Annotated in this window: 19 protein-coding genes; 8 read left to right on the top strand and 11 right to left on the bottom strand. The window is 61.5% G+C overall.

The features are described 5' to 3' along the window. Positions 1–73: 73 nt before the first annotated feature. From ACYP2A_RS16585 to ACYP2A_RS16575, 3 genes are read left to right on the top strand one after another with little or no spacing between them, the layout of a single operon-like run. A complete protein-coding gene (locus ACYP2A_RS16585; RefSeq protein WP_459746633.1) occupies positions 74–2,203 on the top strand; it encodes a putative bifunctional diguanylate cyclase/phosphodiesterase in 2,130 nt (709 codons plus the stop codon). A gap of 57 nt (positions 2,204–2,260) precedes the next feature. Continuing rightward, positions 2,261–2,758, top strand: a complete 498-nt coding sequence (locus ACYP2A_RS16580; protein WP_459746923.1) for a YgjP-like metallopeptidase domain-containing protein — start codon at positions 2,261–2,263, stop codon at positions 2,756–2,758. A 29-nt stretch (positions 2,759–2,787) separates the two neighbouring features. Further along, entirely contained in the window at positions 2,788–3,084 is a 297-nt protein-coding gene (locus ACYP2A_RS16575; protein WP_459746632.1) for a winged helix-turn-helix domain-containing protein, read from the top strand. A 5-nt stretch (positions 3,085–3,089) separates the two neighbouring features. Here ACYP2A_RS16575 and ACYP2A_RS16570 read toward each other — a convergent pair whose 3' ends face one another. Then, on the bottom strand, positions 3,090–3,548 hold the full coding sequence (locus ACYP2A_RS16570) for a GNAT family N-acetyltransferase (protein ID WP_459746630.1): 459 nt from the start codon (positions 3,546–3,548) through the stop codon (positions 3,090–3,092). 232 nt (positions 3,549–3,780) lie between these two features. Between ACYP2A_RS16570 and ACYP2A_RS16565 the strand changes: the two genes are divergently transcribed. After that, complete coding sequence (locus ACYP2A_RS16565) at positions 3,781–4,518, top strand: substrate-binding periplasmic protein (RefSeq protein WP_459746628.1); 738 nt, start codon at positions 3,781–3,783, stop codon at positions 4,516–4,518. Here the strand turns inward: ACYP2A_RS16565 and yccS are convergent. From yccS to dbpA, 3 genes are all read right to left on the bottom strand, one after another. Beyond that, complete coding sequence (gene yccS / locus ACYP2A_RS16560) at positions 4,515–6,707, bottom strand: YccS family putative transporter (protein WP_459746626.1); 2,193 nt, start codon at positions 6,705–6,707, stop codon at positions 4,515–4,517. The two genes, ACYP2A_RS16565 and yccS, sit on opposite strands and share 4 nt — an antisense overlap. A 121-nt stretch (positions 6,708–6,828) precedes the next feature. Continuing rightward, on the bottom strand, positions 6,829–8,007 hold the full coding sequence (locus tag ACYP2A_RS16555; protein WP_459746625.1) for a BaiN/RdsA family NAD(P)/FAD-dependent oxidoreductase: 1,179 nt from the start codon (positions 8,005–8,007) through the stop codon (positions 6,829–6,831). 73 nt (positions 8,008–8,080) lie between these two features. After that, positions 8,081–9,460, bottom strand: coding sequence for an ATP-dependent RNA helicase DbpA (gene dbpA, locus ACYP2A_RS16550; protein WP_459746624.1), 1,380 nt, complete (start codon positions 9,458–9,460; stop codon positions 8,081–8,083). 407 nt (positions 9,461–9,867) lie between these two features. On the opposite strand from dbpA, the gene ACYP2A_RS16545 reads away from it, so the two are divergent. After that, positions 9,868–11,079 (top strand): DNA cytosine methyltransferase, encoded by a 1,212-nt coding sequence (locus ACYP2A_RS16545; RefSeq protein ID WP_459746622.1) that lies wholly within the window; start codon positions 9,868–9,870, stop codon positions 11,077–11,079. Further along, on the top strand, positions 11,076–11,726 hold the full coding sequence (locus ACYP2A_RS16540; protein ID WP_459746621.1) for an Eco29kI family restriction endonuclease: 651 nt from the start codon (positions 11,076–11,078) through the stop codon (positions 11,724–11,726). Before ACYP2A_RS16545 ends, ACYP2A_RS16540 begins: the two co-directional genes overlap by 4 nt. 12 nt (positions 11,727–11,738) lie before the next feature. Here the strand turns inward: ACYP2A_RS16540 and mdtD are convergent, their stop codons facing one another. From mdtD to ACYP2A_RS16505, 7 genes are all read right to left on the bottom strand, one after another. Then, entirely contained in the window at positions 11,739–13,139 is a 1,401-nt protein-coding gene (gene mdtD / locus ACYP2A_RS16535) for a multidrug transporter subunit MdtD (RefSeq protein ID WP_459746620.1), read from the bottom strand. 8 nt (positions 13,140–13,147) lie between these two features. Continuing rightward, on the bottom strand, positions 13,148–14,473 hold the full coding sequence (locus ACYP2A_RS16530) for a TldD/PmbA family protein (protein ID WP_459746619.1): 1,326 nt from the start codon (positions 14,471–14,473) through the stop codon (positions 13,148–13,150). Further along, entirely contained in the window at positions 14,473–15,915 is a 1,443-nt protein-coding gene (locus ACYP2A_RS16525) for a TldD/PmbA family protein (RefSeq protein ID WP_459746618.1), read from the bottom strand. Before ACYP2A_RS16525 ends, ACYP2A_RS16530 begins: the two co-directional genes overlap by 1 nt. Positions 15,916–15,949: 34 nt before the next feature. After that, the gene (gene betI, locus ACYP2A_RS16520) at positions 15,950–16,543 is read right to left on the bottom strand and encodes a transcriptional regulator BetI (protein WP_459746615.1); all 594 of its coding nucleotides are present in this window, start codon (positions 16,541–16,543) and stop codon (positions 15,950–15,952) included. A 144-nt stretch (positions 16,544–16,687) separates the two neighbouring features. Further along, entirely contained in the window at positions 16,688–17,866 is a 1,179-nt protein-coding gene (choV, locus tag ACYP2A_RS16515) for a choline ABC transporter ATP-binding protein (protein WP_459746614.1), read from the bottom strand. Next, complete coding sequence (choW, locus tag ACYP2A_RS16510; RefSeq protein ID WP_459746922.1) at positions 17,863–18,711, bottom strand: choline ABC transporter permease subunit; 849 nt, start codon at positions 18,709–18,711, stop codon at positions 17,863–17,865. Before choW ends, choV begins: the two co-directional genes overlap by 4 nt. Positions 18,712–18,774: 63 nt before the next feature. Beyond that, a complete protein-coding gene (locus tag ACYP2A_RS16505; protein ID WP_459746613.1) occupies positions 18,775–19,722 on the bottom strand; it encodes a choline ABC transporter substrate-binding protein in 948 nt (315 codons plus the stop codon). A gap of 508 nt (positions 19,723–20,230) precedes the next feature. Between ACYP2A_RS16505 and ACYP2A_RS16500 the strand changes: the two genes are divergently transcribed. Next, positions 20,231–21,607, top strand: a complete 1,377-nt coding sequence (locus tag ACYP2A_RS16500; RefSeq protein ID WP_459746612.1) for an L-serine ammonia-lyase — start codon at positions 20,231–20,233, stop codon at positions 21,605–21,607. 381 nt (positions 21,608–21,988) lie between these two features. Continuing rightward, entirely contained in the window at positions 21,989–23,092 is a 1,104-nt protein-coding gene (gene gbdR / locus ACYP2A_RS16495; RefSeq protein ID WP_459746610.1) for a choline metabolism transcriptional regulator GbdR, read from the top strand. Positions 23,093–23,112 lie beyond the last annotated feature (20 nt).

The following is a 23,112-nucleotide window of genomic DNA, read 5'->3' as shown; positions in this document are numbered from 1 at the left end:
GCAGGTCTAGAGTTGGTGGCATCTTGATGACAAATGATCTGGCATCACCTTCACGACCAACAAGAGAAACAGCATGGAACGCGCGCAAGACAAGCCAGGCGATGGCGCTTCGGTGCTTCTGGTGGTCGATGATTATCCCGAAAATCTGGTCACCATGCGTGCGGTCCTGCAGCGTGCCGACCGCTGCATCGTGACCGCCAGTTCCGGGTTCGAGGCGCTCAGCGTGTTGCTCGAGCGCGACGTCGACCTGGTGTTGCTCGACGTGCAGATGCCCGGCATGGACGGGTTCGAGGTGGCGCGGCTGATGCGCGGCAGCCAGCGCACCCGGCTGACGCCGATCATCTTTCTGACCGCTAACGAACAAAGCCAGGAAGCGGTGCACAAGGGCTATGCCAGCGGTGCTACCGATTATCTGTTCAAGCCCTTCGACCCCAATGTCCTCAAGCCCAAGGTCCAGGCCTTGCTGGAGCAGCAGCGTAACCGTCGCGCCTTGCAGGCATTGACGCAAGAGCTGGATGCGGCGCGGGCGTTCAACGCCTCGGTGCTGTCCAATGTCGCCGAAGGCATTCTGGTGGTCGACGAAGCCGGTATCGTGCGCTTTGCCAATCCTGCGATCTGCCGCTTGCTGGACAGTACCGAGCAACAACTGCACGGTTCGGCGCTGCTTGCTCATGTCTGTGAGCCGCAGGCTGGCCACTGGCTGGAGTCCGGTTTTCATACCTGGTACCGGCGCGGCGAGACCTGGCGGGTCCACGACGCTACCCTGCGCACCCGCACGGGCGGTCCGTTGCCGGTGACCTTTTCCTGTGCGCCGCTGCCCAGCGAGCAGAAAGCCATGGTGCTGAGCATCCTCGACATGTCGGTCGAGCGTGACCTGTACCGGCAACTGGAGCAGCAGGCGGTCACCGATGCGCTGACCGGGCTGCTCAACCGTCGTGGCTTGCACAAGGCCGTGCAAAGCATGCTGCAGCGCAATCAGCGGGCCAGTAAATGCCTGGCAGTGCTGTATCTGGACCTGGACGGTTTCAAGATGATCAACGATTCGCTCGGCCATGAAGCGGGCGATGATGTGCTGCTCTGGGTCGCCGGGCAGTTGCGCGAATGCATGCGCCCTTACGATGTGCTGGCGCGCATCGGCGGTGACGAGTTCGCAGTGGTGATCGAAGGTCTGGAGCATCCCGAGCAGGCTGCCAAGATCGCCGAAAAGCTTATCGAGCGGGTCTCGGTACGCCGTCATGTGAATGGCGTGGACGCCACGCTGGGGGTGAGCATCGGCATCGCCACTCATCCTGATGGCGGTGCTGATCTCGATGGCCTGCTGCGCCTGGCCGACACCGCGATGTACGAGGCCAAGCGCGCCGGGCGTCATCAGTACCGCTTCTACGACCAGAACATGAACGGCCGCGCCCGTTCGCGACTGATGCTCGAAGAAAGTGTGCGCAGCGCCATCGACGACCAGCAGTTCGCGGTGATCTACCAGCCTCAGATACACATTGCCGATGGCCGGCTACGGGGTTTCGAAGCCATCCTGCACTGGCAGCACCCGGTGGTTGGCGATGTGCCCCGCGACCTGTTCATGCCGTTACTTGAAGAGTCGCGTCTGATTAACCGGCTGGGCGGCTGGATGTTCGATCAGAGCGCCTTGCAACGAAAGAACTGGAGCACGGTGTTCGATGCCGACCTGGTGGTGAGCGTCGGCATCGGTTCGGCTCAGTTTTGCCTGCCCAGCCTTGCCAGCGAGTTACAGCGTGCGCTGGAATATCACGGTTTGTGTCCGGGGCAGCTCGAGGTCGAGATCAGCGAACGTTCGTTGATCCACAACCTGGCCCATAGCCGCAAGCAATTGCGCCAGTTACGCGATATCGGTGTGCGTGTCGCCCTGGACGACTTCGGTGCCGGCGACTGTTCGCTGGCGCATGTGCGTACCCTTGAACTCGACACACTGAAGATCGACCGGCATTTCGTCGCCACCTTGCTCGACTCGCCACGCGATGCGGCGCTGGCGCACAGCATTATTGAGCTGGCGCGTAATCTGGGCATGCTGGTCATGGCTGACGGCGTAAGCAGCAGCGAGCAGTACCACTGGCTGCTGACGCATGGCTGCCAGTTGATTCAGGGGCCGCTGGTGGCGGCACCGATGAATGCCGATCAGGCCGCGGACATGACCCGGCAGTGGAGCGGGCCGGGTTTGAAGGTGGTTTGAGTGGTGTAGACTGGCCGCTTTCCGGTTCTGTGTGCCCTGATCGTGTCCAGCCCGTTTGTGCTCAAGTATCTACAAGCCTATCCGCCCGACTTGCAGGATCAGGTGCGCCAGTTGATTGCTCAGAATCGACTCAGCGATTACCTGCAAAAACGCTACCCCGAGCGCCACGCCATCCAGAGCGACAAGGCGCTGTATGCCTTTGCCCTGGACCTTAAAAACCAGCACCTGCGCAATGCCCCGCCGATCGACAAGGTGCTGTTCGATAACCGCCTCGACCTGACCCACCGCGCGCTGGGCCTGCACACCACGGTGTCGCGGGTGCAAGGCGGCAAACTCAAGGCCAAGAAAGAAATTCGTGTGGCTTCATTGTTCAAGGAGGCGGCGCCTGAGTTTCTGAGCATGATCGTGGTGCACGAACTGGCGCACTTCAAGGAAACCGAGCACAACAAGGCGTTCTACAAATTGTGCGAACACATGTTGCCCGGTTACCACCAGCTGGAATTCGATTTGCGCGTGTACCTGACCTGGCGTGATATGCCGGCGGCGGTCGAATAACCCTGCAGCTTCAACACATGGAATCACGCATGCAAGTGAGCAAAACCAAAAGCAGTTTCTACCGCCGTCTGTACGTGGCCTGGTTGATCGACAGCGGGCAGGCGCGCAGTGTGCCGGCGCTGGAGCAGGCTACCGGCATGCCGCGGCGGACCGCGCAGGACACGATCGCGGCGCTGGCGGATCTGGACATCGTCTGTGAGTTCGAGCAGCAAGAGGGCGCACGCAATCATGCCGGCAATTACCGGGTGCGGGACTGGGGCGCCATCGACAAGGCCTGGATCGAGCGCAATCTGGCGACCATCAAGAGCGTGCTGGGCTACCCGTAAGCCGCTTATTCCAGGTCGCGGCGCATGCCGATGTGCGGGATGTTGTCTTCCAGGTACGTCTCGCCCACCGGATCGAAGCCGTAGCGGCTGTAATACCCCTGCAAGTGCGCCTGCGCCGACAGATAGATCGGCTGGTCGGGCCATTTGCGCTCGGCATGTTCCAGCGCCTGGACCATCAGTTCGTGGCCCAGGCCCATCTTGCGGATGGCCGGCGCCGTGACCACGCGACCGATGGTCACGTCGCCGCCTTGCTGGATCGGGTCCAGCAAGCGCAGATAGGCCACCAGTTGTTCATTTTGCCAACCCATCAGGTGGCAGGTGTCGCCCGTCAGGTCCATCCCGTCGACATCCAGGTACGCGCATTGCTGCTCGACCACGAACACCTCGGCCCGCAGGCGCAGAACGGCATATAGCTGTTCGATGCTCAGGTCGGTATGGTGTTTGCAGATCCATTTGATAGACATGTCGCTGACTCGGAGGGAAACCTGAACGGATTCTAAACTCATCGGGCTGTATTCCCAATAAAACCCTGTATCGCCTGCCACTTTGTACGTGACGCAGGTCTGGGGGTGCTTGGGCCTGTCCGTTCGTCTGAGTGGATCGGTAGCATCGATGGGGGCCGGGAAAACGCTGTGTCGAGTGTCGATGAGTTGAACGGAAGCATTCCGGTCAACAGGCCAGATCAGGAACTTGCGCATGCAGCGATGGATTCACGTCATAGGGATCATGGGGTGCTTGTTGATGGCCCAGGGCAATGCAGCAGAGCGGCTGCGGCTGGTTGCCGACCCTTGGGCGCCGTTCACTGACTCGGTGCTGCTCAACGGCGGCCTGGCCACCGACATCGTCAGCACGGCACTGGCACGGGCCGGCTATGTCACGGTGTACCAGCAACTGCCCTGGGCACGGGCGATGCTGGGGCTGGCCGAAGGGCGCCACGATGTGTTGATCAATGCCTGGTACAGCGAAGATCGCACCAGGATCGGGCAATTCTCCGCGCCTTATTTGCTCAACCGCATTCTCTTTCTCAAGCGCAAGAGTGAGCCGATCGACGACTGGAGCCTGTCGCTGCTGCGTCAGTACAGCATCGGCGTGGTACGTGGCTACGCCTATACACCGGCCTTCGACAGCGATACCCGGCTGCGCAAGGTGCCGGTGCAAAACTTCTCGATGGCCGCGCGCATGCTGGCCGCCGGGCGTATCGACCTGACCCTGGAAGACGAACTGGTCGCCCGCCATAACCTGGCGCAGGAAGACGAGCAGGTGCGCGAGGCCCTCGAGTTCTTACCGCAGCCTTTGACCGAAAACGGCCTGCATATTCTGGTCAGCCTCAAGCACCCTGAACATGCCTTGATCGTGCAACGCTTCGACGCTGCCATTGCCGCGATGCGCGCCGATGGCAGCTATGACGCCTTGTTCAGACGGCACGGCTTTTAGGTCACTTGAGCCGGCTCCGGCTGTTTGATCAAATGCGCCGCCAGGGTGCGCAAGGGCGCCAGTTGACGGCAGATCAGCGCCAGTTGGGTCTGTACCAGACGCTGGCTTTCTTCCAGTTCGTCGGGAATCTGCTCCAGCTCGTTGGCCAGGGCTTCTTCGGCATCGCTTTGCACCGCCACCGGCTGGCGCTCGGCCAGGCAGCGGGCGATGTCGTCGATGCTGGCCGCCAGGGTTGCGCCGGCGCCGTCGATCAATTGCTCGTGCACGGTGGGCGGCAACAGCGTGTCGCGGTGCGCACCAAGGCCTGAAAGGTAGCTAAGCAAGGTGTGCGACAGCACCAGAAAGCGAAAACCCACATCGGCTTCCTTGCGGAAGTGCCCAGGCTCCTTGAGCATATTGGCCAGCGTGGTCGACAGCGCCGCATCGGCGTTGTGCGCGTTGCGCCGGGCCAGCCGGTACGCCAGATCGTCGCTTTTACCCTTGGCGTACTGCTGCATGATCTGGCGCAGGTACAGGCTGTTGCACGACAGGGTATTGGCCAGCACCTTGTTCAGGCGTCGGCCCTGCCAGTCGGGCAGGAACAGGAACACGGCAAGGCCGGCGATCAGGCTGCCCAGCAAGGTATCGAGCAGCCGCGGCAGCAACAGCCCGTAGCCATCGCCGACCTGGTTAAAGCAGAACAGCACCATCACCGTAATGGCCGCGGTCGACAGCGTGTAGCGGGTGGTGCGGTTGACGAAGAACACCACGCCGGCCAGCACCGCGCACATCGATTGCAGGATCGGGCTGGTGACCAGGCCAAACAGCGCCCAGCCGGCGACCAGGCCAATGGCAGTGCCGATGATCCGCTGGCCGAGCTTGATCCGCGTGGCGCCATAGCTGGGCTGGCAGACAAATACCGTGGTCAGGATGATCCAGTAGCCGTTGGCCGGATGGATCAGGTGCACCATGGCATAGCCGACCGACAGTGCCAGCGGCAGGCGCAAGGCGTGGCGGAACAGCAAGGATGTCGGGGTCAGTTGCTGGCGCAGGCGGTTCCAGAAATCCTTGAGGGTGCGTGGCGAGCGGTCGAGCAGGCTGCTGTCGCTGGCGTCGGCCAGGGCGTCGGGGTTGCTGGCGTCCTTGATCAGCCGGTCGAGGGTTTCCAGGTTGGCCGCCAGGGCGCGCAGCGAGCGCAACAGGCTGCGCCAGGCCGGGTTGCTCTGCACGCGCAGGTGTTCGAGCGAGGCGCGCAGGTCTTCCATGGCCTCGGCAAAATTGGCGTGATACACGAACGGCTGGCGCATCTGGATCGATTCGGACAACGCCTGGCAGGCCGAACCCTGCTGGCGCAGCAGGCGCTGACAGCGGAACAGCACATCGCTGTGAAAGAACGCGTCGGCCAGCGAGTTGTAAGGGTAGTGCGAGGAGCTGGCGCGCTCATGGATGTCCTGGGCGATGAAGTACAGCTTCAGGTAACGGCTGACCTTGGAGCCCGGCCGGCCGCTGCCGACCCGGTGCAGAATGATTTCCTTGGTCGAGTTGAGTGCCGCCACCACGCGGCCATTCTGCTGGGCCAGCTCCAGGCGTCGCGCTTCGACGTCAAGGGTGCGGATAGGCTCGAACAGGCTCGACTTGAGCTTCAGGTACAACCCCAGCTCACGAAACAACCGGGCCAGCGCCTGCTGCACCGGCTGGTTGGAAAACAGCATCTGCCACAGCACCGACAGCAGCCCGTACCAGGCGGCACCGGCGACCAGCAGCATCGGTTCATGCCAGAAGTCCAGCACCTCGCCGCCGCGCTGGTCGACGCCGATCATGGTGTACACCGACAGAATCAGCGTGCCGTAGGCGATGGCGCCGTAACGCTCGCCCAGCGCACCGAGCATGGTCAGGCAAAAGCTCGCCAGCGCCAGGGCAATGGCGAAGATCCACGGGTACGGAAACAGCAGCTCGACCGACAACGCCGCGACGCTGAAACACACCAGCGTTACCGCCAGCGCATTGAGGCGGCCCTGCCAGTTATCGTCGGTCTCGGCCAGGGCGCTGGCGATAATGCCCAGAAACAGAGGAATCAGCAGGCCCATCTCGTTCTGATACCAGCACAGCGCCATGCTGCCGGTCAGGGCGATGAACACCCGGATGCTGTAGCTGAACTTGTCCTGCGCCCATAAGCGACGGAGCGTGTGACGAAGGGATTTCGATGCCATGAATGCGCTGACAACCTTTTCGCGATTGAACGGGCAGGAGGAATATGTACAGCGCTTGAGTGGCGCTGTACACCGGCAAAGCAAGATTTATTCCGGCCGCCACGCGATGCGACGTTATGTCCTACACGTACTGCGCCGCCGCATAACCCGAAGCCCAGGCCCACTGAAAGTTGAAGCCGCCCAGGTGGCCGGTCACATCCAGCACTTCGCCGATGAAATACAGCCCGGGTGACTTCAGCGACTCCATGGTCTTGGACGACACTTCGCGGGTATCGATGCCGCCCAGCGTCACCTCGGCGGTGCGATAGCCTTCGGTGCCGGCCGGCACGACCTGCCAGTCCGCCAGTTTGTCGCTGATGGCCGCCAGTTCGGCGTGGGTGTACTGCTTGAGCGGTCTGGAGGTGAACCAGTGCTCGGCGAGCAGGGTCGCCATCTTCTTGGTGAAAATCTCGCCCAGCAGGGTTTTCAGTTCGCTGTTGGGGCGCTCGGCCTGTTGCTGCTTGAGCCATTCATGCGCGTCGTGGTCGGGCAGCAGGTTGATGTGCAGCGTGTCGCCCGGTTGCCAGAACGACGAAATCTGCAGCATCGCCGGCCCGCTCAGGCCTCGGTGGGTAAACAGCAGGTTCTCGCGGAACGCGCTGTCGTTGCAGCTCACCAGACAATCCACCGAGGTGCCCGACAGCTCGGTGCACAGCGCCTTGAGCTGGTCGGTGATGGTGAACGGCACCAGGCCTGCGCGGGTCGGCAACAGGGTATGGCCGAACTGCTGGCCGACCTGATAACCGAAACCGGTCGCGCCCAGGGTCGGAATCGACAGCCCGCCGCTGGCGATCACCAGCGAAGTGCAATCGAGTGTGCCCAGCGTGGTCTGCAAGCGATAACCGCTGTCGGTCTTTTCGATGCCCTGCACCGAGGTGTCCATGTGCAGGCTGGCGCCCGCGTCGCGGCAGTGGTCGAGCAACATCTCGAGGATGTCACTGGCCTTGTTGTCGCAAAACAGCTGGCCGAGCTTTTTCTCGTGATACGGCACGCCCTGCTTGGCGACCATCGCGATGAAATCCCACTGGGTATAACGCGCCAGGGCCGACTTGCAGAAGTGCGGGTTATGCGACAGGAAGTTGGCCGGCTCCGTGTACATATTGGTGAAATTGCAGCGTCCGCCACCGGACATCAGAATCTTTTTGCCGGGTTTGTTGGCGTGGTCGATGACCATCACCCGCCGACCGCGCCCGGCGGCGGTCAGCGCACACATCAAACCGGCAGCGCCGGCGCCGATAATTACAACGTCAGTTGCGGGCACAACACAATCCTCAGGGGTGTGAATAGCGTCGTAGGACCGGCTTCAGCCGGGAACGATGTCGATGCGACGCTGTTTACAGAATCCGCACGCGCAGTGTTTTGCCTTTGATCTTGCCCTTGCTCAGGCGGTCCAGCGCTTGTTGGGCGATGGCGTGTTCCACGGCCACATACGACTGGAAATCGAAGATCGCGATCTTGCCGACCTGCGCTCCTGGAATACCGGCGTCGCCGGTCAGGGCGCCGAGGATATCGCCAGGGCGCAGTTTTTCCTTGCGGCCCGAAGCGATGCACAACGTGGTCATCGCCGGTTGCAGGCGCGCCCCGCCCTTGGTGCTCAGTTCGTCGTACTGCTGCCAGTTCAACGGCGCCTGTTGCCGCGACTCGATGGCGCGGGCGCGGGCGCTTTCCGGCGGGGCGACGAGGCTGATTGCCACGCCTTTTTCGCCGGCGCGACCGGTACGGCCGACACGGTGAATGTGGATTTCGGAGTCACGCGCCAGCTCGACGTTGATCACCATGTCCAGCGCATCGATGTCCAGGCCGCGAGCGGCGACATCGGTGGCCACCAGCACCGAGGTGCTGCGGTTGGCGAACATCGCCAGCACCTGGTCACGGTCGCGCTGTTCCAGATCACCATGCAGGGCCACGGCCGACATGCCTTTGGCGATCAGGTGATCGACCACTTCCTGGACCTGCTGCTTGGTAAAGCAGAAAGCCACGGCCGAGGCCGGCTGGAAGTGATTGAGTACGCGCACCACGGCTTCAAGGCGTTGCTCAGGGGCGATTTCGTAGAAAATCTGCTGGATCTGGCTGTCGGCGTGCAGGGTCTGCACCTTGACGATCTGCGGGTCGCGCATGAATTTGGCGGCCAGTTGCTTGATACCGGACGGATATGTGGCCGAGAACAGCAGGGTCTGGCGACGTTCCGGGGTCTGGCTGACGATGTCGCTGATGGCGTCGACAAAGCCCATGTCGAGCATGCGGTCGGCTTCATCGAGCACCAGCGTGTTGACGCCGTCGAGCACCAGCGAGCCCTTGCGCAGGTGCTGCTGGATGCGCCCCGGCGTGCCGACGATGATGTGCGCACCGTGCTCCAGCGAGCCGATCTGTGGGCCAAAAGGCACGCCGCCGCACAGGGTCAGCACTTTGATGTTGTCTTCGGCACGCGCCAGGCGGCGGATTTCCTTGGCCACCTGGTCGGCCAGCTCACGGGTCGGGCACATGATCAGTGCCTGGCAGCCGAAAAAGCGTGGGTTGATCGGGTTGAGCAGGCCGATACCGAAGGCAGCGGTCTTGCCGCTGCCGGTCTGGGCCTGGGCAATCAGGTCCATGCCCTTGAGGATCACCGGCAGGCCCTGCGCCTGGATCGGCGTCATTTCGGCGTACCCCAGCGACTCAAGGTTGGCCAGCATGGCAGCGGACAGGGGCAAGGTGTTGAAAGCGGTTTGTGTCACGACGGTGAACCTGCAAGACAAAATGCTGCGCAGTGTATCAGGTCGCGCGCGCAACGCAGGCGGCGATACCGATAAATGGCTGACAGTACGAAACTGTATGGATGGCCGCTCAGCACTTGCGGTAATGAAGCAATCCCCTATCGCTGGTAATATTCACGGTTTTGTTGGCTTCTCAATGCTAGTCATGTAGATGCTCGGTTCAGACCGTTTGAATATCGGCTTCAAACGTAGGAAAAGGCTATTTCTGCCCTGCGAGGCTGTTTGGCAATCGACATGACAGATGTTTGCCAGCAGGATGACTGACATCACAGCGCTGGTACGGTTTTGTGGTTCGGGGAATACAGGCTTGAACAATTGTATTTATTAGAGAAAAGGAACGATGGCTGTTTTGGTTGGGAGAACGCGCAATGAAATCCGTTGAGCTGTTTGCGGGGGCTGGCGGCCTTGCTATGGGATGCGAAATAGCCGGCTTTTCACACCTCGCTGTCGTTGAATGGGACAAGTGGGCGTGCGATACCGTGCGTGAAAACCAAAAGCGTGGCTACCCATTGGTACAGCACTGGATGCTGCACGAAGGCGATGTGCGTGGTTTCAACTGGAGTAGCCTTCCTGAAGGCATCGATCTCCTCGCGGGAGGTCCGCCATGCCAACCCTTTTCCATCGGTGGCAAGCACGGTGCTTATGATGATGGCCGTGACATGTTCCCCGCGACCGTTGAAATTATCCGGACGTTGAAACCAAAGGCATTCATCATAGAGAACGTCAAAGGACTCACGCGCGCCGCCTTTACCAATTACTACCAGTACATTCTGCTTCAGCTTGAGTTCCCGGAATTACCGCGTCGGCAAGACGAAGGCTGGCATGAGCATTTGATGCGCCTTCAGGCAGAGCGGACCTCGGGTAAACGCAAAGGGAAAGGGCATACCTATAACGTGGTTCCGACTCTGGTCAATGCAGCCGATTATGGCGTGCCGCAGAAGCGTGAGCGTGTCTTCATCGTCGGCTTCAGGGATGACCTTGGGGTAGAGTGGTCCTTTCCAGAGCCTACCCACAGTTATGATGCTTTGCTGCATTCGCAGTGGGTCAGCGGTGAATACTGGGCGCGACATGGTTTGAACATGCCCGAGGTTCCGGCCAAGGTACTATCGCGCGTCCGAAAGCTGAAAAATGATCTTTTCCCTACGAATAAACTGCCGTGGAGAACGGTCCGTGATGCGATTGCCGACCTTCCTGATCCTGAAACCAAAGCTGCACAGATAGTACCTAACCACTCGTTTCAGGGAGGAGCCCGCTCATACCCTGGCCATACGGGCAGCCCGCTAGACGTGCCTGCAAAAACGCTGAAAGCGGGTGACCATGGTGTGCCGGGTGGCGAAAACATGCTGGTCAAGGACAATGGCGAGGTACGTTATTTCACGGTCCGTGAAAGCGCTCGTATTCAAACCTTCCCCGATGGTTTCCGGTTTCATGGAAGCTGGTCTGAAACCATGCGCCAGTTGGGTAACGCTGTACCGGTGTTGCTTGCGCAGCATGTGGCCTCAAGTGTTGCCGAAAAGCTGGCAATCGCCGAACTTGTTCGTATCCAGAAAACCGTCAAGAGGGTGGTAAACGTCGCATGACGGGTAAAGTCATTCCATTCAATCCGTTGGACAAGAAAAATCTGGGCGCCAGCGTGGCCGAAGCGCTGTTGTCAAAAGAGGTCCATCCGCTGGACGCGATACCGGCCTTCGAAGGGGCAGGAGTGTATGCGATTTATTACACGGGCAGCTTTCCTGCATATTCCCGCCTGGCTTCGTTGAATCGAAATGGGCAGTTCATGTTGCCTATTTATGTAGGCAAAGCTGTGCCGGCAGGGGCCAGAATGGGAGGTGCTCTTGAATCCTCACCGGGCAAGGTCCTTCAAAAGCGATTAAAGGAACACGCTGACAGCATTCGGGCGGCTGAGAACCTTGATATCAAGGATTTCTATTGCCGTTTTCTGGTTGTGGATGACATCTGGATTCCGTTAGGTGAGTCGCTGATCATCGCGAGATTTACCCCCGTATGGAACTCACTCATTGATGGTTTCGGCAATCACAATCCAGGAAAGGGTCGTCATGCGGGAATGCGTCCGCGATGGGATGTTTTACACCCAGGTCGCTCATGGGCGATGAGTCTGGCTGAGCGGCCTGAGCAAGCGCAGGATATTGAAAGCGATGCTGCCACCTATCTAAGAGAAAGAACTCCGAGTCTTTCGACACAGTTTATTCAGGCCGAAGGCGAATAGCGGGGGGCGGTCCTACGGCTTGGGTTTCTGCCGTCCGGGCAATTGCAGGAAGATTCCCGCCGCCAGCACCGACATCGCCCCGACACTGAGGAAGGTCAACTGGAACGCGCCCAGCACACTGCTGGCCTCACCGTCCGTGGCGTTGGTAAACCCGCCCAGCAACGCCGCCGCACACGCCACACCCAGGCTAAGTGCCAGTTGCGCGACCACCGACAACAGGCTGTTGCCGCTGGCGGCGCTGGCGTCGTCCAGATCGATCAGGGTCACGGTGTTCATGGCCGTGAACTGTAACGAGTTCACCGCGCCCAGCAGCGCCAGATGCACCAGAAGAATCCAGTACGGCGTTTGTGCATCGACCAGCGCCAGGCTGGCCAGCAGTATGCCGAGCAGCAGGGTGTTGCCGGTCAGGATCACCCGGTAACCCAGTGCGTCGATCAACCAGCGGGCGATGCCCTTGGCGAACATCCCGGCGGCGGCCAGCGGCAGCATGCTCATGCCGGCCTGCGACGGTGAATACCCCAGCGCCACTTGCAGCAGCAACGGCAGCAGGAACGGCAACGCGCCGCTGCCCAGGCGCGAGAACAGGTTGCCGAGGATGCCCACCGCAAAGGTCCGGGTGCGAAACAGCGTCGGTGCAAACAGCGGTGATTCCACGTGACCCGCGCGCAGCCAGTAGGCCGCCAGACAGCCCATGCCGGCGAACAGCAACAGCACCACGCGCAGCGGCGACAGGTGCAGTTCGCTCAGGCCCTCAAGGGCGATGGTGATCAACAGCATCGAGGCGCCAAACAGCAAGAAGCCCACGCTGTCGAAGCGTGTGCGCCCGCCGCCGGGAATGTCCGGAATAAAGTGATGCACCGCGTAGCAACCCAGGATGCCGACCGGGATATTGAGCAAAAAGATCCAGTGCCAGCTCATGTACTCGACCATCCAGCCGCCCACAGTCGGCCCCAGCAACGGCCCGAGCAGGCCGGGCACGGTGATGAAACCCATGATCCGTACCAGTTCCGAACGCGGATAGGCGCGCAGCACGATCAGCCGGCCGATCGGCAGCATCAGCGCGCCGCCCAGGCCCTGGATGATCCGTGCGCCGACCAGCATGTCGAGCGACCACGACACCGCGCACAGCAAGGAGCCGACGCTGAACAGCAGGATGGCGCTGAAAAAGATCCGCTTGATGCCGAAGCGGTCGGCGATCCAGCCCGACGCCGGGATCAGCAGGGCGATGGTCAGCATGTAGGCGATGACCACCGACTGCATGCGCAGCGGGTCTTCCTGCAGCGAGTGGGCCATCGACGGCAGTGCCGTATTGAGGATGGTCCCGTCCAGGCTTTGCATGAAGAAGGCGATGGCTATCACCCACGGCATCCAGCGCAGGGTCTTTTCGTCCAGCAGAGGTGTCGAAGTCGTCATGCGGTCGGCTATAGCGTCAAGGTCAGGCGGTTGATCAGGGCACCGGGCAACCGGGTCGAGGCTGTCTGGCGCTGCTCGTAGGTGCTGGTCGACAGGATCAGCTCGCGCTCGCGAGTCAGGGCTTCAAGCTGCTCGCCGAGCAGACTGTAGGCGCTGTCGTCGAAGCGCATGGTGCTGACCGGCGCAACAATCCGACCGTCCTCGACCCAGAAGGTTGCGAAGCGGGTCATGCCGGTCATGCGCGCCGCCGGCATATCGGAGAAGTTCAGGTACCAGAGATTACCGATGTACAGGCCGGTGCCAAGCCGCGCCAGAATCTGCTCATGTTCCAGGTCGCCGCCGGCCATGCTCAGCGCGCTGGGCGACTCGCCGGCATTGGCGCCGTTGGCCGCCAGGCTGTATTCGGCGGCGCTGCTGGAGTCGACCAGCCGCTCGTGGGCCTGGCCGTTTTTGATCAGGGCCAGATCTCGGCGCGGGTAGCCTTCGCCGGAGAACGCCGGCGACAACGAGCCGCTGACCTGCTCGTCCAGCGACACCGCCGGGTTGAAACGTGCTTCGCCGTCGTACAGACGCTGAAGCGGGCTGTGCTTGCTGGCAATCGCCTGTGCCGAAAAGCCGCCCCAACTGAGCATGCCGATGATTTCGTCCAGCGCGGCCGGTGCCAGATAAGCGCGGTACTGGCCCGGTGCGAGGGTCATGGCCGGGCGGCCGAGGTATTCCAGTTGCTCGCGGGCCTGTTCGAACTGGCGCTCAAACGCGGCGTTGTCCCAGTGATGGCCAGCGTAGTTGGCTTTTACCGCCTGGCCGTTTTCGTGGAACAGGCTCCAGTCGAGGTTGAAGCTATTGGCCTGATGCCAGCCCAGCGCGCCCCATGAACTGGCAAAGCCGCGATAGATCGGGCCGGCGGCATAGATGCCGACCAGGTCCAGGTCGCGGGCACGCTCGCCGATCTGCGCCACCACCTCGCTGCTGTCGGGCAGCGGCGGGGTTTGCCAGCTTTCGTTGTGCCAGGCTTCGGTGTTGGGCAGCAGGTACGGGTCTTGTGGCAGCAAGGGCAGGGCTTCGCGCACCTGGCGTATGGCCTGATCGAGACGCAGGCGGTCTTCGTCCGGGTCGTCGGCCAGGGTCAGCGTCAGGTCGGCATGCCGGCCGCCATGAATCAGCTTGAGGCTGACACTGGCCTGCTGCACAGAGCCGGCCTGGCGCACCTGACCGTGGTTGAAGCGAATGAAGTCCGACGCTTCGGCGTCATACGCCAGGGTGAACTGCTCGCCCGCTTGCAGGCCGGCCTTGAGTACGGCCACCAGTGTTTCAAACTGTTGTTGCCGGTCCATCAGGCGTCTCCTCCGAATACATCCACCGCACTGAACACACAGGCCGGCGACGCATGCCCGACCCGCACCACCTGATTGGGTTCGCCCTTGCCGCAATTGGGCGTGCCCAGCACTTCGACGGTGCTGGCGTTGCCGACCGCGCTGAGGTTGCGCCAGAACTGCGCCGACACGGCGCGGTAGTTGGGGTTCTTGACCACGCCCTTGAGCTGGCCGTCTTCGATCAACTGGCCCCATTCGCAGCCGAACTGAAACTTGTTGCGCGCGTCATCGATGGACCATGAACGGTTGGTCGACATCAGGATGCCGCGCTCGATACCACCCACCAATTGTTCGAACGACTTATCCCCGGCCTCGATATTGAGGTTGGCCATGCGGTCGATGGGTGCGCGGTTCCAGTTGCAGGCGCGGCTGTTGGCGACCCCCGGCAGGCCGCTGCGGTATTGCGACAGGGCGCCGCCGAGCGGGCGCTCCAGCAGGCCGTTGCGGATCAGAAAGTGCTTGCTGGCGGGGCTGGCGTCGTCGTCATGGCTGTAGCTGGCCAGTTGCTCCGGAATGTCCGGGTCGAAGGTCACGTTGAGCAGCGCCGAGCCGTATTGCAGGGTGCCGAAGTCCGATGCCTTGACGAAGCTGGTGCCGGCGTAATTGCGCTCGTCGCCCAGGATGCGGTCCAGTTCCAGCGGGTGGCCGATGGACTCGTGGATCTGCAGGATCATCTGGTCGGGCATCAGCAGCAGGTCGCGTGGCCCGCTGGGCGTGTTAGGCGCCTGAATCAGTTGCAGTGCCTGATCGGCAATCTTCGGCGCGGCGCCGATCAGCCCGCAGCGTTCGATGACTTCCGCGCCGCCTTGCTGGCCAAAATTACTGCCGCCCAGGCTACGAATCTGGCTGTCATGGCCGTCATAGGCGGTGACACTCATGCCGGGGTAAACGAAGCGCTGGGCCTGACGAATCTGCGCACCGGCGTTGTTGAGGTAAATCTGCTCGACCGTTTCCAGGCCCAGGCTGGTTTGCCAGTCGACCAGGCGTTCGTCTTTGGGTACGGCGGCGGACTCGTCCTGCAGCAGGGCCAGTACGTCGCCCAAGGCCGGAAACGCGGCGTCCAGGTTCGGCGACAGGTAGTCGGCGCAGGCGCTGGATACCGGCTGCTCGCCGAGGTTTAACAGTGCATGCGGCGCCAGTTGCCGGGCCAGCGCCTCGGCGCGCTCCAGCGCTGTTTGCAGGCCGCGCTGCGACAGGTCGTGGGTCGCGGCGTAGGCCTCGACGCCATTCAGGCGCACGGTAATCATCGCCCCCTGATCGAGGCCCTGCGACAACGGCTGCGCCACATTGCGGCGCACCGACAGGTGCTGATGCGTACGGCGCACATGGCGTATGGAAAAGAACGACGCTTCACTGCTGAGGGCTGCAAAGCGCTGTTTGAGCGTGGCATGGAAGTCGAACATGCGGGCGAGGCTCCTGCGCAGGGATAGCGGGTATTCAGCCCTGCGCCTTGGCCAATTGCAAATCGACATATTCCAAAGCAATACGCTGGGCCTGTTCGGTGTCGAACGCATCGCCCGACAAGGCGCCGCGTAGCCACAGGCCGTCGACCAGTGCGGCCAGGCCTCGCGCAGCGCTGCGGGCCTGTTGTTCAGGCAGTGCACGACGGAACTGCCAGCACAGGTTCGAATACAGGCGATGGTCGTTGATGCGTTGCAGGCGGTGCAGGGAAGGGTGGTGCATGCTGGTGGCCCAGAACGCCAGCCAGGTTTTCATCGCCGGGCCGTTGACCTGGCTGACATCGAAGTTGCCCTCGATGATGACCCGCAAATGTGCGCGAGGGCTGTCGTCGGCCAGTGACTGGCGACGGCTGGCCGTGTTGCTGCTCAAGGCGCCCATCAGGTGGCGCATGGTGGCTTCGATCAGGCCGTTCTTGTCTTTGAAATAGTGGCTGATGATGCCGTTGGACACGCCGGCCAGACGGGCGATCAGGGCAATGCTGGCGTCGCCCATGCCGACTTGATCAATGGCACTCAAAGTGGCCTGAATCAGTTGCTGGCGACGAATGGGTTGCATACCGACCTTGGGCATGAAGCAGAGTCTCCTGACGTGCAATGGGCTAAAAACGGCCCAGCAGTCTAGGTTTTTTCGGCGGGTCGATAAAACAATAAAATTTCAGGCGTGACCGGGCACGTTGCGTGTCCCGGCCAGTACGGTGCTATCAGTGCGATGCTATCAGCCGTGATTCTTGCCCAGCAGGGCGTGGTACAGCTCGGTGTCGCCGAGGATGCCGACCACCCGGTTGCCGTCCTGCAAGACCAGCTTGTTGCCGGTCTGGTAACGAATCTGCAAGGCATCGCGCATGCCGATGCCCGAGTCGACCAGGGTCGGGCGCCGCTCCAGGTGGCTGACGCCGTCGCCGGACTGCCAGTTCTGTAGCTGGATCGGTGCTACGCCCTGGCGGGCGCCCTTGATCACATTGCCTTCGGCCAGATCGAGCCACGAGTCGCCGCCCGGATCGAGGCACACCGAGCCGTTGATGCGCTTGCAGTTGTCCAGCGTGCGCATCAGGCTGCGGCCGCACAGCACATTGAGCGGGTTGGTGTGGGCGACGAAGTTGCGCACGTATTCATCGGCCGGGTTGAGCACGATCTCTTCCGGCACGCTGTACTGGATGATCCGCCCGTCTTTCATGATCGCGATACGGGTGCCCAGCTTGAGGGCTTCGTCCAGGTCGTGGCTAACGAACACGATGGTCTTGCTGAGCTTTTGTTGCAGGCTCAGCAGTTCGTCCTGCAGGCCCTGGCGAATCAGTGGATCGAGGGCCGAGAACGGTTCGTCCATCAGCAGGATGTCGGCGTCCATCGCCAGCGCACGGGCCAGGCCCACGCGCTGCTGCATGCCGCCCGACAGCTCGTCGGGCTTCTTGTTGCGCCACTGCGTCAGGCCCACCAGTTCCAGCTTTTCATCGACCAGCTTGCGTCGTTCTTTCTCCGGGCGGCCCTGCATTTCAAGACCGAAGCTGATGTTCTCGCGCACCGTCAGCCACGGCATCAGGGCAAACTTCTGGAACACCATGGCGATGCGTTTGGTGCGCATCATTTTCAGTTCGGCCGCCGTGCAGTTGGCGATATCGATCTGCGAGCCTTCATGCTCGACGAACAGCGAACCACGGCTGACGGTGTTCAGGCCATTGATGCAGCGCAACAGGCTGGATTTGCCCGAGCCGGACAGACCCATCAGCACGCAGATCTCGCCCTTGTTGATGTCAAGGTTGGCTTTCTCGACGCCGACGATCTGACCGATCTGCTTGAGGATCTCGCCACGGGTCTTGCCCTGGTCCAGCAACCTGAGCGCTTCGCGCGGGTCCTTGCTGAAAATGACGTCTACGTTGTCGAACTTGATGATGCTCATGCGTCGGACCCTGCCTTGGCTTCAGGTTGTTTGCAGATGCGGTCGAGCATGATTGCCAGCAATACGATCGCCAGACCGGCTTCGAAGCCCACCGAGATGTCGGCGGTGTTCAGTGCGTTGACCACCGGTTTCCCCAGGCCATCGGCGCCGACCAGTGCGGCAATCACCACCATTGACAGCGACAGCATGATGCATTGGGTGATGCCGGCGGCGATGCTGGGCATGGCGTAAGGCAGTTCGATACGGGTCAGCAACTGGCGCCGCGACGAGCCGAACGCCTTGCCGGCATCGAGCAGCTCTTGCGGTACATCGCGAATCCCCAGGTAGGTCAGCCGCACAGGTGCTGCAATGGCGAACACCACCGTGGAAATCAGCCCCGGTACCACGCCCAGGCCGAACAGGGTCAGGGTAGGGATCAGGTAAACGAAGGTCGGGACGGTCTGCATCAGGTCCAGTACCGGACGGATGCAGGTGTAGAACAGTGGCTTGTGCGCCGCGATGATGCCCAGTGGCACACCGATGATCACGCACACCAGGGTGGCGAACAGCACCTGGGCCAGGGTCTCGAGGGTTTCCTGCCAGTAATGCAGATTGAGGATCAGCAAGAACGACAGGATGACGAAAACGGTCAGGCCCCATTTGCGCTGGATGAAGTGCGTCAGCGCGGCAATCAGGCCGATCAGTACATAGGGGTTGAACCAGGCAAGGCCGGAAGTCAGGCCGTGGATCATCAGTTCCAGGGAATAGGCGATTGCATCGAAGTAGTTTGCGCCATGGCGAATCAGCCAATCGACGAAGGCAGCAATGTAATCGCCCAAAGGGAGTTTGTGATCAGTGATCATGATGTCGGGTGTCCGCTTGCGGGGTAGGAAAGGATGACAGGCGGGGCATACCCGCCTGTCATCGTGTTACTGAGCCAGTTTGGCTTTGGCAGCTTCCAGGCCCGGTTTACCGTCCACGGTAGTCACGCCGGCCAGCCAGGTGTCGAGCACCTGTGGGTTTTGCTTGAGCCAGGCGCGTGCGGCGACGTCAGGCTTCTGTTTGTCGTCCAGCACTTTGCCCATCAGGGTGCTTTCCATTGCCAGCGTGAACGACAGGTTCTTCAGCAACTGTCCGACGTTGCTGCATTGCTCGCTGTAGCCCTTGCGGGTGTTGGTGTAGATGGTCGCCTGGCCGAAGTTGGGGCCAAAGAAGTCGTCGCCACCGGTCAGGTATTGCAACTTGAAGCGGGTGTTCATCGGGTGCGGTTCCCAGCCCAGGAACACCACGTCGGTGCCGCGACGGCTGGAGCGGTCGACCTGCGACAGCATGCCCGCCTCGCTGGACTCGACGACCTTGAAGCCTGCGTCTTTCAGGTCGAAGGCGTTCTTGTCGATCATGCTCTGGATCAGGCGATTGCCGTCGTTGCCAGGCTCGATGCCGTAGATCTTGCCGTCCAGCTCTTTCTTGAATTTGACGATGTCCGAGAAGTCTTTCAGGCCCTTGTCATACAAGGCCTGGGGTACGGCCAGGGTGTACTTGGCGTTTTCCAGGTTGGCGCGCACCGTTTCGACGGTGCCGGCCTCGCGGTAGGACTTGATGTCGTTTTCCATGGTCGGCATCCAGTTGCCCAGGAACACGTCCATGTTCTTGCCTTCGGCCAGCGACTTGTAGGTCACCGGCACCGAAATCATGGTGGTCTTGGTCTTGTAGCCGAGCGAGTCGAGAACGGCGCTGGTGACGGCGGTGGTGACGGTGATGTCGGTCCAGCCGACATCGGAGAAATTGACGGTGTGGCATGCCTCTGGTTCTACGGCCTGAGCCAGCAACGGCAAGCCGAGCATGGCGGCCAACAACAACGACTGTGAACCTTTCATGGGTGAGCTCCTGTGATTTTTCTTCTCATCGCCATCCCGGCGCAGGGATGACGCGGCTATTTCGGCGAGGCTGGTAAAAGCCCATCACGGTGCCGTACGAACTGTCTGTCAGCGACATGCTTTCGATCATCTACCAGCCAAAATCAAACGCCTACAGGGGGCGTCGTATCCAGTACAGGAGGGGTCGTATCCAGTGTGAGCAAGGTCGTTTCCAGTTTCTTTTGGCCCCTCGCGGTCCTGTTCGGGTAGTTGAAAGCGGCTCGACCCCCCTGTTTTACGGCATGTGAGTGCCCATTACAGACGGCGGCGTTGCTGAGCATGATGGCGTCGGTGTGGGACGGCGCGTACGACCTGAAAACCCCGATGATGCCGGCATAACCGCGAATTGCGACGCTCTTTTGAGTCAAGGCTTGCCAGCGTGCACTGGCGCCAGGACAGATCCAGCGTAGCAGTGATGCTCATAAAAGCGCTGCCGCCTGGCGCGACCTGATGATGGAGCTTTGCAGCAATGGCAATCAGTGTTTTCGACCTGTTCAAGATTGGTGTCGGCCCTTCCAGCTCGCACACCGTAGGCCCGATGCGCGCCGGCGCCCTGTTCGTTCAGGGTTTGCGCGACGCCGGCCGGTTGCAAGGCATCGAACGCGTCGAGGTGCGGCTGTACGGCTCGCTGTCGGCCACCGGTATCGGGCATGGCAGCGACAATGCGGTGATCATGGGCCTGATGGGCGAATGGCCAGACGCTATCGAGCCGTCGAAGATCGAGCCTGCCATCAAGGCGCTCAAGGCCAGCGACACGCTGCTGCTCGACGGGCACCTGCCGATCTCGTTCGTCTGGTCGCGGGACATGCTGTTGCTTGACGAGAACCTGCCGTTCCATCCCAACGCCATGACCCTGATTGCCGAAAGCAAGAACGGTGAAGTGTTTCGCGAGACGTACTACTCGATCGGCGGCGGCTTTGTGGTCGATGAGGCCCAGGCGTGCAGCGGTGAGCTGGACAGCGACAAGACCGTGCAGCCCTATGAATTCTCCAGCGCCAAAGAGTTGTTGCAGTTGTGCCGCCAGCACGGCCTGCGCGTGTCGCAATTGATGATGGCCAACGAAAAGGCCTGGCGCAGCGAAGCCGAGATCAACGCCGGCATCATGAAGCTCTGGCGCGCCATGCAGGACTGCGTCGACAGCGGCCTCAAGCATGAAGGCATCCTGCCCGGCGGCCTTAACGTACGTCGTCGCGCCGCCCGCCTGCACAAGAGCCTGCAAGAGCTGGGCAAGCCGAACGTGATCGGCTCGACGCTCAGCGCCATGGAATGGGTCAACCTGTTTGCCCTGGCGGTCAACGAAGAAAACGCCGCCGGTGGACGCATGGTCACCGCACCGACCAATGGCGCGGCGGGGATCATTCCGGCCGTACTGCATTACTTCGTCAAATTCAGCCCCGATGTCAGCGAGGCCAACGTCGTCGACTATTTCCTCGGTGCGGCGGCAGTGGGCATTTTGTGCAAGAAGAACGCGTCGATTTCCGGTGCCGAAGTCGGCTGCCAGGGCGAAGTCGGTTCGGCCTGCGCCATGGCGGCGGCGGGCCTTGCCGATATTCTCGGCGCAACGCCTGCGCAACTGTGCAACGCCGCCGAAATCGGCCTGGAACACAACCTGGGCCTGACCTGCGACCCGGTGGGCGGGCTGGTGCAAGTGCCGTGCATCGAGCGCAATGCGATTGCGGCCGTTAAAGCCATCAACGCCGCGCAAATGGCCTTGCGTGGCGACGGCGAGCACTTCATCTCGCTCGACCGGGTGATCCGCACCATGCGCGACACCGGCGCCGACATGCACGACAAGTACAAGGAAACCTCGCGCGGCGGACTGGCGGTCAGCACCGTCGAGTGCTGAGCCTGCGGCGGTCCCGGTTCACCCTGAACCCGGACCGCCCGATTTTTGCTCACACTCCGCCCGTTTCGCCTTTTTATGGCGCGCAATTCTCCCCTCCAATCGTGCTTGCAGTGACACCTCTTTCTGTAGGGTTGTTTCTTCGCCTGTCCGAGTGCTACCAAATTGCTCATTGCGACATGCAGGCGCGGCGCTTTGTCGCATTTGAATAAGAGGGTCGCTGTCGTGCATACGCTCAGCGACGTCGTTTTTGGTTTTTTTGTAAGGGGATTTGATTTTCAGGCATGGGATTTGCGATGCAATGGCACAGCCCTACGGATTACAGGGCAATAAAAAAGAGCCTCGTTGCAGGCCACCCCCGCTCATGTGTGAGGAGATTCCGTGATGACATCGTTCAACCCAGGGGCTGGCCCCCAGAACCGCACGCCACAGTCCATCGGCTTCCTGCTGCTCGACAACTTCACGCTCATCTCTCTCGCCTCGGCGGTCGAACCCCTGCGCATGGCCAACCAGCTGTCGGGCCGCGAACTGTATCGCTGGACCACCCTGAGCCTGGACGGTAACCAGGTCTGGGCCAGCGACGGCTTGCAGATCACCCCCGATGCCGCGATGCAAAAAGCCCCGGCGCTGGACACCGTGATCGTCTGCGGCGGCGTTGGCATTCAGCGCACCGTTACCCGCGAGCACGTCAGCTGGCTGCAATCGCAGGCCCGCCAGTCGCGCCGTCTGGGCGCGGTGTGCACCGGCAGCTGGGCACTGGCCTGCGCCGGCCTGCTCGACGGCTTCGATTGCAGCGTGCACTGGGAATGCCTGGCCTCGATGCAGGAAGCTTTCCCCCGCGTCAGCATGAGCACCCGCTTGTTCACCCTGGACCGTAACCGCTTCACCAGCTCGGGCGGCACCGCGCCGCTGGACATGATGCTGCACCTGATCAGCCGCGATCATGGTCGCGAACTGTCGGCCGCGATTTCCGAGATGTTCGTCTACGAGCGCATCCGCAACGAACAGGACCACCAGCGCGTGCCGCTCAAGCACATGCTGGGCACCAACCAGCCCAAGCTGCAGGAAATCGTCGCGCTGATGGAGGCCAACCTCGAAGAGCCGATCGACCTCGACGAACTGGCGGTGTACGTTGCCGTTTCACGGCGCCAGCTCGAGCGCCTGTTCCAGAAGTACCTGCACTGTTCGCCGTCGCGCTACTACCTCAAGCTGCGCCTGATCCGCGCCCGGCAGTTGCTCAAGCAGACACCGATGTCGATCATCGAAGTGGCGTCGGTGTGCGGCTTTGTCTCCACGCCGCACTTTTCCAAGTGCTACCGCGAATACTTCGGCATTCCGCCACGCGACGAGCGCGTAGGTTCCAATACGGCGCAACAGGTGGCCATGCTGCCGATTCCGCAGGCCATGGTCCTGGCGCCGTTGTCCGGGCCGTTGTCGGCGCTCAACCAGGCGCGTAACGAATCGACGTTTGCCAGCGTAAGGGTCTGATCGACGCCTTTTCACCGGCT

This window comes from Pseudomonas sp. 3A(2025) (assembly GCF_054589175.1).
Note: the sequence above shows the minus strand (reverse complement) of the source record. Positions and strands in the feature narration are given on the sequence as shown.

Coding starts and splice junctions, on each gene's coding strand:
- ACYP2A_RS16585 (WP_459746633.1), top strand. CDS start 74: ATGGAACGCGCGCAAGACAAGCCAGGCGATGGCGCTTCGGTGCTTCTG.
- ACYP2A_RS16575 (WP_459746632.1), top strand. CDS start 2,788: ATGCAAGTGAGCAAAACCAAAAGCAGTTTCTACCGCCGTCTGTACGTG.
- ACYP2A_RS16570 (WP_459746630.1), bottom strand. CDS start 3,548: ATGTCTATCAAATGGATCTGCAAACACCATACCGACCTGAGCATCGAA.
- ACYP2A_RS16565 (WP_459746628.1), top strand. CDS start 3,781: ATGCAGCGATGGATTCACGTCATAGGGATCATGGGGTGCTTGTTGATG.
- yccS (WP_459746626.1), bottom strand. CDS start 6,707: ATGGCATCGAAATCCCTTCGTCACACGCTCCGTCGCTTATGGGCGCAG.
- ACYP2A_RS16545 (WP_459746622.1), top strand. CDS start 9,868: ATGAAATCCGTTGAGCTGTTTGCGGGGGCTGGCGGCCTTGCTATGGGA.
- ACYP2A_RS16540 (WP_459746621.1), top strand. CDS start 11,076: ATGACGGGTAAAGTCATTCCATTCAATCCGTTGGACAAGAAAAATCTG.
- mdtD (WP_459746620.1), bottom strand. CDS start 13,139: ATGACGACTTCGACACCTCTGCTGGACGAAAAGACCCTGCGCTGGATG.
- ACYP2A_RS16530 (WP_459746619.1), bottom strand. CDS start 14,473: ATGGACCGGCAACAACAGTTTGAAACACTGGTGGCCGTACTCAAGGCC.
- ACYP2A_RS16525 (WP_459746618.1), bottom strand. CDS start 15,915: ATGTTCGACTTCCATGCCACGCTCAAACAGCGCTTTGCAGCCCTCAGC.
- betI (WP_459746615.1), bottom strand. CDS start 16,543: ATGCCCAAGGTCGGTATGCAACCCATTCGTCGCCAGCAACTGATTCAG.
- choV (WP_459746614.1), bottom strand. CDS start 17,866: ATGAGCATCATCAAGTTCGACAACGTAGACGTCATTTTCAGCAAGGAC.
- ACYP2A_RS16505 (WP_459746613.1), bottom strand. CDS start 19,722: ATGAAAGGTTCACAGTCGTTGTTGTTGGCCGCCATGCTCGGCTTGCCG.
- ACYP2A_RS16500 (WP_459746612.1), top strand. CDS start 20,231: ATGGCAATCAGTGTTTTCGACCTGTTCAAGATTGGTGTCGGCCCTTCC.
- gbdR (WP_459746610.1), top strand. CDS start 21,989: ATGACATCGTTCAACCCAGGGGCTGGCCCCCAGAACCGCACGCCACAG.